This is a genomic window from Rhodococcus quanlei (genome assembly GCF_055231015.1).
Genome location: NZ_JBUYWD010000022.1, coordinates 44,345 through 54,626 on the forward strand (window position 1 = coordinate 44,345; position 10,282 = coordinate 54,626).

Genomic DNA, 10,282 nt, shown 5'->3' on the forward strand with positions numbered 1-10,282 from the left:
CTCACCCCCTGATGAGGTCTGCCGCCCGCTCCCCGATCACGACACTGGGCGCGTGGGTGTGCCCGCGAATGATCGTCGGCATCACCGACGCGTCGGCAACCCGCAGCCCTTCGACGCCGCGAACCTTCAGCTCGGGGGTGACGACACTCGCCGGGTCCTTCCCCATCCGGCACGTACTCACCGGGTGATACAGGGTGTGCGAGTGTTCTGCCAGTGCCGTTTCGAACGTCTCCTCGAGAGAGGTCGACCCCGCGGACGGCTGGAGGAATGCGCCCAGCTTCGCCTGCAAGGACTGCGCCGACGCGATGCGATGGGTGATGCGCAACCCTTCCATCATTGCCGCGCGATCCACGCCGTCACTGTCGGACAGGTACTGGGGGTCGATCACCGCCTTGGCCTTCGGGTCGGCCGAGGCCAGCGTGACCGTGCCGCGACTGCGCGGACGCAGCAGAATCGGGCCCATCGCCACGCCTTCGCCGACCGGGTCGCCGAGACCCTCGTTGTAGAAGGGGGCGGGCGCGAAGATCAGCTCCAGGTCCGGCAGCTCGAGATCGGGTGCGCTGCGGACGAAGCCGTAGGCCTCGCCGACGTTCGATGTCAACATTCCCCGACGGCGCACCAGATAGTTCAGTAGTTGCAACGGCTTCTCGGCCGTGAACAAGGACCCCGATTCGACGCTGTATCCAAGGGGACAGACCAGGTGATCGGTCAGGTTCCGGCCGACTTCCGGCGCGTGGTGTACGACGGGAATTCCGTGCCGGACGAGATCGTCTGCGTTTCCGATTCCCGACAGCATGAGCAGTTGGGGCGAATTGATCGCACCCCCACTCAGCACGACTTCCTTCCGGGCCGTGACGGTGGTCCGACGACCGTCCTTCTCGAATTCGACCCCCACCGCACGGGTGCCCTCGAAGACCACGCGCGTGACCTGCGCTTCGGTGAGAACGTGCAGGTTGGGGCGCTTCCGGGCGGGAACGAGGTACGCGTCCGCGGTGCTCCAGCGGGAACCACGCTTCTGGGTCACGCGGGTTTCGGTGAAACCCTCCGGCCCGGGCAAATTAGCCCGTTCGCAGGTGAACCCGACCTGTTCCACCGCGGCCAGAAAGTCCGCGGTCAGCGGGCGCGGGCTGCGTTGACGGGAAATGTGCAAGGGCGTGGTGGCAATGCCTTTGGCTACCGGTATGTCTCCCACTTCGCGGAGGTCGCTGTTCTCCTCGATCCGCCGGAAGTAGTCGGCCACCCTGCCGGCGGACCAGTCGTCACCCGCAAGGGTCGCCCACTCGTCGTAGTCGGCGGCGAACCCGCGCACCCACATCATGGCGTTCATCGACGACGATCCGCCGAGCGTCTTGCCCCGAGGCCAGTAGATCTCGCGGTTGCCCAGCTGGGGCTGCGGAGTCGTGGAGTAGTCCCAGTCACGTTCGGTTTTGAACAGCTGCGCGAAGCCTGCCGGAATGTGGACGAATTTGTCCTTGTCCTCCGGGCCGGCTTCGAGCACCATGACCTGGTTCGGCGGGGCCGCACTGAGTCTGTTCGCAATGACGGATCCCGCGGAGCCGGCACCGACCACGACGTAGTCGACCACGGAAGGATGTGAATTCATTGAACAGCTCCACTTTTCGAGTAGTGCGACCTGCTGTCAAACTACAACTGCCGCCGAAATCTGTGGTGCATATGCGCGAGACGTATGCTCGTGCAGATGTTCAAGGTGATGTTCCACGAGCCCCGGATTCCGCCCAATACGGGGAATGCCATTCGCATGGTGGCGGGCACCGGCTGCGAACTGCACCTGGTCGGCCCTTTGGGGTTCGAATTGTCCGAGCCCAAGCTCAAGCGGGCGGGGCTCGACTACCACGATCTGGCGTCGGTGTTCGTACACGAGAACCTCGAGGCTGCCTGGGCTGCGATCGAACCCACCCGCGTGTTCGCCTTCACGGCACATGCCACGACGTCGTATGCGGACATCTCCTACGAACGAGACGACGTACTGATGTTCGGCCCGGAGCCGACGGGCCTGTCCGCCGAGACCCTCGCCGACCCACACGTCACCGAGCAGCTGCGCATCCCCATGCTGCCGGGGCGGCGGTCATTGAACCTGTCGAACGCAGCGGCCGTGGCCACGTACGAGGCGTGGCGTCAGTTCTCGTTCGACGGCGCCGTCTGACTGCGGCTACCGGCGAGCGCGATGTCGAGGAAATCGCGGGCAGCACCGTGCAGTCCCCGATCCGGATCCCACACCGCCGTCAACTTGCGTGGCAGTTCCAAACCGTCCACGCGCACGGACGCCAACCGCCCGTCCGTCAGATCGGCGGCGACGGCAAGTGACGACACCACGGCGGGGGCGTTGCCGGCGATCACGGCCGCCTTCACCGCGGTACACGACGTCAACTCCAGTAGCGGGGTGACCGACTGCGGTACTGCGTTCTCGAGGGTGGTCCGGGTTCCGGAACCGGACTCTCGTTGAATCAGCGGAGTTTCGGTGAACTCCTGCACCGAAATCGCCGATCGCCGCGCCCAGTCGTGATCGGGGGGCACGATGACCACCAGGTGATCGCGCGCAACCTCCCGCGATCGCAGTCGTGCGGGGATCTCCGGGCCTTCCACGAATCCCAGGTCGGCGTCACCGGACAGGACCGTCGCAGACACCTCGGTGGAGTTCAACAGCCGCACCGAGGTGACCACGTCCGGATACTTCCGTCGCATGGCCACGGTCCAGCTGGGAACCAAGTACTCCGCGATGGTCATGCTCGCGGCAACCGTGAGACCGGCCTGCCTCTCACCACGAAGCGCAGCGACACCCGAGGCGAGTTCGTTCGCCGTCTCGAGAATGTGGCTGGCCCACTCGAGAATGAGTGCACCTTCCCGTGTGGGGCGCACTCCCCCTGCACCGCGGTCGAACACCTTGATCCCGAGAAGGCGCTCCGCGGACCGGACGCGGGCGCTCACCGCCTGCTGACTCAGGCCGTGTTCGCGTCCTGCGGCACCCATGCTGCCCAGTCGCTCGACGGACAACAACACGTCGAGCGCCCCGAGTTCGGGCACGCGTGGAGAGATCGGCACACCTACAGGCTACAAACTGTATTTGTGGGCCGCCAAGCGCAAGCCGTCTACCGGCGCGTCGGCCGCCCAGACAAGCTGGTCACCATGACTCCGAACTGGTTCGCAGCGGTGATGGGCACAGGCATCATCTCGGTGGTCGCTGCGGCACTACCAGGCGACGTGACCGGCGCCCGGGCAATCTCCATCGCCTTCGCCGTCCTGTCGGCACTGTTGCTCGCTGCGCTGACCACGGCACTGATCGTCACGTGGGTCCGCGACCGTGAGCGAGCCGTCGCCGACGCACGCAGCCCCCAGATGTTCCCGTTCTATGGTGCGGTTTCGATGGCACTTCTCACGGTGGGCGCGGCTGTACATCACCTGGCCCCGGCCCCCGTCACTGTCGTGATGTGGAGCGTCGGAACAGCCCTCGGGCTCACCACCTACGTCGTGATGATCGTGCGTCTGCGCGGTGGCTATCCCACCGAGCCCACCATGGCATGGCTGCTGCCGATCGTGCCGCCGATGGTGTCGGCAACCGGAGCCGCGGCGCTCGTCGAACATCTTCCCCTTGGCGCGACCCGAGTGGCCGTTCTCGGCGCCGGCTACGGGTTCTTCGTGCTCGCATTGGTGGGGGCGCTTCCCCCGATGCTGCTCGTGGGCCGCCACTTCTTGCGAACGGGCCTGCCCACGGTTGCGGCAACCCCGACTCTGTGGATTCCGCTCGGCGTCGTCGGACAGTCGGTGGCGGCCGCCAACCTGCTTGGTGGTGCCAGCGGCAGCGCAATGCTGCGCGGATTCGGCGTCGCGTACGGGTGCACGGTCGGTGCGGTCGGAGCGTTGGCTCTCATCACTACCGTCGCGGTCACCGTTCGCGGGTTCGCCAACGGACTGGTGTTCGACCCCGGGTGGTGGAGCTTCACCTTCCCTCTCGGCGCCTGTGCCCTCGGGGCGAACAGCCTCGGTGTGAGCACCGATTCAACCGCGCTGCACTACGCCGCATTGGGCATGCTGTGCGCGCTGATCGTCATCTGGTCGGTGGTGGCACGAGGGTCGTTGTGCCACCTTCTGGCTACGCGAGCGAAGAGATCGCGGCTTTCAACAAGGCCGTAGCGTCGGCGACGACCGGTTCGAGGCCCGGAGCATCCGCAACGGACGACATGATCTCGGGATTCATGGCCTCGACAAGCACACCGCCCTGGTCTGCGGTGTCCGCCCGAACCACCACATTGCACGGCAACAACAGCCCGATCTGCCGTTCGACACCGAGAGCTCGATGGGCAAGACCAGGATTGCAGGAGCCCAGGATCAGATACGGCTCGATGTCTTCGCCGATCTTCGCCTTCAGTGTCGATTGCACATCGATCTCCGTGAGCACCCCGAACCCCTGCTCTTGCAGGGCGGCTCGTGTCTTCTCGATCGCTTCCTCGAACGGCACATTCAGACGCGTCGCGATACCGAGTTCCATGACTAACCTCTCTCGACGGCCTTCCCGGAATGCAGCCAGGCGTCCGTTCCGCCGGCCACCGAGACGGCATTGATTCCGCGGGCATTCAAGAACTGTGCGGCCTGCAGGCTTCTGCCGCCCACAGCGCAGATCAGGTAGAGAGTTTCGACGTCCGGCAGCTCGTCCATCCGGGCGACGAACTCACTGAGCGGCAGAAGGGTCGCACCGGGGACTCGAACCTGTGCGAACTCGTCGGCTTCACGCACATCGATCACCGGGGCGCCCCCGGCCATCGCATCATCCAGTGCGTGCACGTCAACTTCGATCATCACGGTTCCTACCTGTTCTTGTTCTTTCGCCTGCGCAACAATCGGTACGCACCGAAGACGATCGCAGCGATGACGCCGATGAAGACCAGCCAGGGAATCACTGCACCGATCACCACGATCGTACCGGCGAGAACGGACAACAGGGCATTCCAGCCGGAGACGATCCCGTCCCAGAAGCTTCCTGCGTCGCCTGACCCATCCGTCTCCCCCGTCGTGATGTCGATGGAGAGGGTGGCGAGTTCGATCTGGTCGTCGAGGTAGCGCTTGCGCGCCTCGAGGCTGTCCAACTCGCCCTGGCGGTCGGACAGCGCCGTCTCCGCCTCGATGAGGTCTGCCGTCGTGGTGGCCTCGGCGATCAACTCCTGCAACCTGTCGATGGACGCGGTCAGCGCGCCGATGCGTGCGTCGATGTCCTGCACCTGCATCGTCACGTCCCTGCGGGACACGCTGACGCTGGTGACCTCACCGAAGTCGCGCAACTCGTCCAACGTCTCGGTGAGCGTGGCTGCCGGGACGCGGACGGTGAGCGAAGTGCTCGGATCCTGATCGTCGGTTTCGGGCCGTTCCGTGATGTTGTCAACGCGGCCACCCTCCGCCTCCACCATGGCGACGATGCGCTGGCCGACGTCGATCGGGTCATCGGCCGTCATGCTCACACTGCCCGTGACGATCTCTTGCCGCTGCGCGGAACTCTGGTCCGGGGCCTGACGCCCGAAGGCAGCACCGGATTCGGCCGAGACCCCCGGCGGCGCCGGTTGGGGTGCCGAATCCGACAGTCCGCCGTCGTTCCCGCTGCACCCAGCCAGCACCAACCCGACGAGCGCGAATGCGGCCAGAACTTTCGCTCGTTGTGTGTGTCGCCCCAGTGTCTGTAACCCCATGGTCGAACCATAGCGCCCGATCGGGGCTTTCCGGTCCGGTCTATCGCTGCCGGGTGCTATCACAGAACCATGGGTACGAACGTGATGGCATTGGCGCGGGCAGAACGAAGCGACCTGGCCGACTTCCTCGACACGCTGACCCCGGAACAGTGGCGACAACAAAGCCTCTGTTCGGCATGGAGTGTCCACGACGTCGTCGCCCACATGATCAGCTACGAAGAACACAGCCAGGCAGAGGTGTTTCGGCGCATCCGTAAAGCAGGGTTCCGGCCGGGTCGAATCAACGACGTGGCCCTCGAAGGCTATCGAGACATGACCAACGAGCAGCTTGTCGCCTTTCTGCGGTCGCATCTCGACCCGAAGGGGTCGACGGCCAAGTTCGATGGACGCGTGGGGTTGGCCGATGCGGTAGTCCATCATCAGGACATTCGTCGGCCGCTGGGACTGCCGCGCGACATTCCGGAGGATCGGCTTCGCACCTCCCTCGACTTTTCGGTGTGGGCGCCGCCGTTGCGCGGTTTCTGGCATGCCCGGGGCGTTCGGATGGTGGCCACCGATCTGGACTGGGCGCATGGGCGCGGACCCGTCGCCGAGGGGCCGGCAGAGGCCGTTCTCATGGCGATGGTCGGTCGCGCCGGTGTGGCGCACGAACTTTCCGGGCCGGGTGCGGACATTCTGGCGCGACGGCTGGGCTGACCACAGTTCTATCGAAAGTCCCTCGACCGGCTGGCCATGCGCAGATCCATGAGTTGCATCCGGTCCGCCACCACGGTCACCGCGCCTTCGGCGTTCTGCACCTTCCCTCGGATGAGCAGGGCGGGCGCGCTGTGTGCGAGTTTGCGGTAGCGCGCCCACAAGCCCGCCGAGCACACCACGTTCACCATGCCTGTTTCGTCTTCGAGGTTGATGAACGTGACTCCCCCCGCCGTCGCGGGCCGCTGCCGATGAGTCACGGCCCCGCCGACGAGCACACGGTCGCCGTCCGGAACCTGCAACAGCCCCGACGCGGGGATCACCCCCAGATCGTCGAGTTGCGGACGCAGAAACTGGGTGGGATAGGTGTCCGGTGACACCCCGGTTGCCCATACGTCCGCTGCCGCCAACTCCACATCACTCATGCCCGGCAACGTCGGAGCCCGGGTCGATGCGCCCAGACCGGGCAGTCGATCCGGCCGTTCCTGCGCGGCGGCCCCTGCCGCCCACAACGCCTCGCGGCGGGTGAGACCGAAACAGGCGAGCGCGCCGGCGGTGGCCAACGATTCGGCCTGTGCCGTAGTGAGTTCCACCCGTCCGGTGAGATCGAGGAAGGAGGTGAACGGACCACCGAACTCGCGGGCGTCGACGATCTTCTCCGCGAGGGTCTGGCCGATGTGCCGAATCTCCGCGAGTCCGAGTCTGACCTCCATACCCTTCGCCTCGAGGGTCGCGTGGGCGAGGCTGGCGTTGACGTCCGCACCGTGCACTTGTACCCCGTGTCGGCGGGCGTCGGCCACCAGCGATTGCGGCGAATAGAACCCCATCGGCTGTGCCCGCAGCAAACCGGCACAGAAAGCCGCCGGGTGGTGCAGCTTGAACCACGAAGAATAGAAGACGAGTGATGCAAAACTTTGCGAGTGACTTTCGGGGAAGCCGAAATTGGCGAACGCATACAGCTTCTCGTAGATGCGATCGGCCACCTCCCCCTCGATGCCATGCAGCTCGCGCATCCCCTCGTACAGCCGTCCGCGAAGTCGTTCCATCTTCTCGGGCGAACGTTTCGAGCCCATCGCACGACGCAACTTGTCCGCCTCTGCCGGCGTGAACCCGGCGACGTCCACCGCCATCTGCATCAGTTGTTCCTGAAACAGCGGCACCCCGAGTGTCCGCTCCAAAGCATTCTCCAAGCTGGGGTGGTCGTAGACCACGGGCTCGAGCTTGTTGCGACGCCGAATGTACGGGTGCACCGAGCCACCCTGAATGGGTCCCGGCCGAATGAGGGCCACCTCCACCACCAGGTCGTAGAAGTTGCGTGGTTTCAGTCTGGGCAGTGTCGCCATCTGTGCTCGTGATTCCACCTGGAACACCCCGACCGAGTCGGCGCGCTGCAACATCTCGTAGACAGCTTTCTCGGTCAGGTCCAGCTCCCACAGATTCACGTCGAGGCCCTTGTGCTCTGCCACCAGATCGAGCATGTAGTGCAGGGCGGACAGCATCCCGAGACCGAGGAGGTCGAACTTGACCAAACCCACTGCCGCGCAGTCGTCCTTGTCCCATTGCAGAACGCTGCGGTTCTCCATTCGGGCCCATTCCACCGGGCACACGTCGGCGATCGGGCGATCGCAGATGACCATCCCGCCGGAGTGGATTCCGAGGTGTCTGGGGAAGCCTTCGATCTGCGACGCGAGTTCGAGCACCGGTGCCGGAATGTCGGTGCCGGTCTCCTTCCCGATACCAGTCCACCGGCTCACCTGTTTGCTCCACGCATCCTGTTGCCCTTGCGAGAACCCCAGGGCGCGAGCCATGTCCCGCACGGACGACTTACCACGGTAGGTGATGACGTTGGCCACCTGCGCCGCATACCTGCGGCCGTACTTGCTGTAGACGTGCTGGATCGCTTCTTCGCGGCGGTCGGATTCGATGTCCACATCGATGTCGGGTGGTCCGTCCCGCTCCGGCGAGAGGAAACGCTCGAACAGCAGTTTGTTGGTCACCGGATCGACATTGGTGATGCCAATGGCGAAGCACACCGCCGAGTTGGCCGCCGAACCACGCCCCTGACACAGGATGTCGTTGTTCTTGCAGAACGACACGATGTCGTGGACCACCAGGAAGTAGCCGGGGAAGTTCAGTTCGGTGATGATGCGCAGTTCGTGTTCGATCTGCCGATACGCATCCGGTCGCTGCTCCGGCGATCCATATCGGCGCTGCGCACCGTCCATCGTGAGCCGACGAAGCCAGCTCGCCTCGGTGTGGCCTTTCGGCACATCGAAGGGCGGTAGCTGCGGCGCAATCAGTTTCAGATCGAAGGCGCACTCTCGGCCCAGTTCGGCGGCGGCTGTCACCGCGTCCGGATACTGGGCGAACAGTCTGGACATCTCCTCACCTGAACGCAGGTGCCCTCCCCCGGTGGGCGCCAGCCATCCGGAGGTGTCGTCGAGGCTGCGGCGGGCACGAACAGATGCCATCGCCATGGCCAGGCGTCTGCGTTCCGGGTTCGCAAAGTGTGCCGCAGTGGAGGCGATCATCGGAAGGTTGTGCATCTCGGCCAGTTTCGCGAGCGAGGCGTTGCGTTCGTCGTCCTCTGGTATCCCGTGGTGGGTCAGTTCGACGGTGACCCGCTCGGCGCCGAAGAGCTCGATCAGTCGGCGTAGTTCGCGGTCCGCGGCCTCGATCCCGCCGGCTTCGAGAGCCCGTCGTACGTGCCCTTTGCGGCAGCCCGTCAAAATCTGCCAGTGCCCACCGGCTGCTTCCGCGAGTTCTTCGATGTCATAGTGGAGTTTGCCCTTCTCCCCGCCCACCATGTGCGCGTGTGCGATCTCTCTCGAAAGTCGCCGATACCCCTCCTGCCCCCGGGCCAGCACCAGCAGATGGGAGCCACCCGGGTCCGGTGAGCCGGCCCGCGGCACGGAGTCGAGTGACAGCTCGGACCCGAACACCGTGGGCATACCGAGCGCCTGCGCCGCCTCCGCGAATCGGACCACGCCGTAGAACCCGTCGTGGTCGGTGAGCGCAATGGCCTCGAGTCCGAGCCGGACCGCTTCTTCGACCATCTCCTCCGGTGACGAAGCGCCGTCGAGGAAGCTGAAGGCCGAATGCGCGTGCAGTTCTGCGTAGGGCACCGTCGCACGTCCGGCCTCGACGTCCGCTTGATATTCACCACGTTTACGGGACCAGGCCGGGCTGTCATTACCGTCGCCGGGAAACAACTGCTCCGCGGGAATCCTGCTCGGTTTACCCGAGAGCACCCGCTCCATCTCCGCCCACGTCGGCGGCCCGTTCTCCCAACCCATCTACCTGCACCTCTTCACACCAGACACGGGTCTGGTCGAGCCGAAGATGCCACCGGGGAAGACGCATCATCGAACTGATGTTCGATGCCCCAAGTGTGCCACCCGAAAGCTCAGCAGGTCAATCACTCCCTACCCCCAACCAGAGAACGAGGGTGTGTATTGTCAGTCAGCATAACGATAGTCATTTTCATTAAGATGACGGTTCGGACCACATGTTCCTCAGGAAGACAAGCCTGACCCCAGTTGCAGATCATGTCCCCCAGACGAATCGGGTGATCGACCATCAGCACCACGACCAGCGCCGACCACGACGAGGATAAGACGAAGAAGCTCACGCTTCCGACGACCCCGACCCAGTACGCCTACCTCACCGGGCGAGACCCTGCGCAGCCACTCGGCGGCATCGACTGCCTGGGCTACGTCGAATTCTCCGAGAGCGGTGTTACCGCCGAGCAGCTGCAGTCCGCCGTCGACGCAGCCTCCCGGCATCCCGCCCTGCGCTCGGCCATCCCTACTCCCGATGCGCTCGTCGACATCGACCGTCCAGCGCCGACGGTGCGGGTCCACGACCTCACCGACGAGGACGACGATGGCCAAGCC

The 10,282-nt window shown here is 64.9% G+C and carries 10 protein-coding genes; 3 read left to right on the forward strand and 7 right to left on the reverse strand.

Features of this window, described 5'->3' with window-relative positions; all coding sequences use genetic code 11:
• Nucleotide 1: 1 nt before the first annotated feature.
• On the reverse strand, nt 2-1,603 hold the full coding sequence (locus ACZI8Q_RS15975) for a GMC family oxidoreductase (RefSeq protein WP_463374543.1): 1,602 nt from the start codon (nt 1,601-1,603) through the stop codon (nt 2-4).
• A gap of 96 nt (nt 1,604-1,699) precedes the next feature.
• On the opposite strand from ACZI8Q_RS15975, the gene ACZI8Q_RS15980 reads away from it, so the two are divergent.
• Nucleotides 1,700-2,164 carry a tRNA (cytidine(34)-2'-O)-methyltransferase gene (locus ACZI8Q_RS15980; protein WP_463374544.1) on the forward strand — a complete coding sequence of 155 codons (465 nt, stop codon included), beginning with the start codon at nt 1,700-1,702 and terminating at the stop codon, nt 2,162-2,164.
• Here ACZI8Q_RS15980 and ACZI8Q_RS15985 read toward each other — a convergent pair.
• Nucleotides 2,137-3,060, reverse strand: a complete 924-nt coding sequence (locus ACZI8Q_RS15985) for a LysR family transcriptional regulator (protein ID WP_463374545.1) — start codon at nt 3,058-3,060, stop codon at nt 2,137-2,139. The two genes, ACZI8Q_RS15980 and ACZI8Q_RS15985, sit on opposite strands and share 28 nt — an antisense overlap.
• An 84-nt stretch (nt 3,061-3,144) precedes the next feature.
• Between ACZI8Q_RS15985 and ACZI8Q_RS15990 the strand changes: the two genes are divergently transcribed.
• Complete coding sequence (locus tag ACZI8Q_RS15990) at nt 3,145-4,149, forward strand: TDT family transporter (protein ID WP_463374546.1); 1,005 nt, start codon at nt 3,145-3,147, stop codon at nt 4,147-4,149.
• Here the strand turns inward: ACZI8Q_RS15990 and ACZI8Q_RS15995 are convergent.
• The 3 genes from ACZI8Q_RS15995 to ACZI8Q_RS16005 are packed head-to-tail and all read right to left on the reverse strand — an operon-like array spanning nt 4,109 to nt 5,693.
• Nucleotides 4,109-4,504, reverse strand: coding sequence for a DUF302 domain-containing protein (locus ACZI8Q_RS15995; protein WP_463374547.1), 396 nt, complete (start codon nt 4,502-4,504; stop codon nt 4,109-4,111). The two genes, ACZI8Q_RS15990 and ACZI8Q_RS15995, sit on opposite strands and share 41 nt — an antisense overlap.
• Before the next feature lie 2 nt (nt 4,505-4,506).
• Nucleotides 4,507-4,812: a rhodanese-like domain-containing protein gene (locus ACZI8Q_RS16000; RefSeq protein WP_463374548.1), complete on the reverse strand. Its 306-nt coding sequence runs from the start codon at nt 4,810-4,812 to the stop codon at nt 4,507-4,509.
• Nucleotides 4,813-4,820: 8 nt separating this feature from the next.
• A complete protein-coding gene (locus tag ACZI8Q_RS16005) occupies nt 4,821-5,693 on the reverse strand; it encodes a DUF4349 domain-containing protein (protein ID WP_463374549.1) in 873 nt (290 codons plus the stop codon).
• Nucleotides 5,694-5,762: 69 nt separating this feature from the next.
• Between ACZI8Q_RS16005 and ACZI8Q_RS16010 the strand changes: the two genes are divergently transcribed.
• Complete coding sequence (locus ACZI8Q_RS16010; protein ID WP_463374550.1) at nt 5,763-6,389, forward strand: maleylpyruvate isomerase family mycothiol-dependent enzyme; 627 nt, start codon at nt 5,763-5,765, stop codon at nt 6,387-6,389.
• An 8-nt stretch (nt 6,390-6,397) separates the two neighbouring features.
• On the opposite strand, the gene ACZI8Q_RS16015 is transcribed toward ACZI8Q_RS16010, so the two are convergent.
• The gene (locus tag ACZI8Q_RS16015) at nt 6,398-9,682 is read right to left on the reverse strand and encodes an error-prone DNA polymerase (RefSeq protein WP_463374551.1); all 3,285 of its coding nucleotides are present in this window, start codon (nt 9,680-9,682) and stop codon (nt 6,398-6,400) included.
• A gap of 219 nt (nt 9,683-9,901) precedes the next feature.
• Nucleotides 9,902-10,279 carry a hypothetical protein gene (locus ACZI8Q_RS16020; protein WP_463374552.1) on the reverse strand — a complete coding sequence of 126 codons (378 nt, stop codon included), beginning with the start codon at nt 10,277-10,279 and terminating at the stop codon, nt 9,902-9,904.
• Nucleotides 10,280-10,282 lie beyond the last annotated feature (3 nt).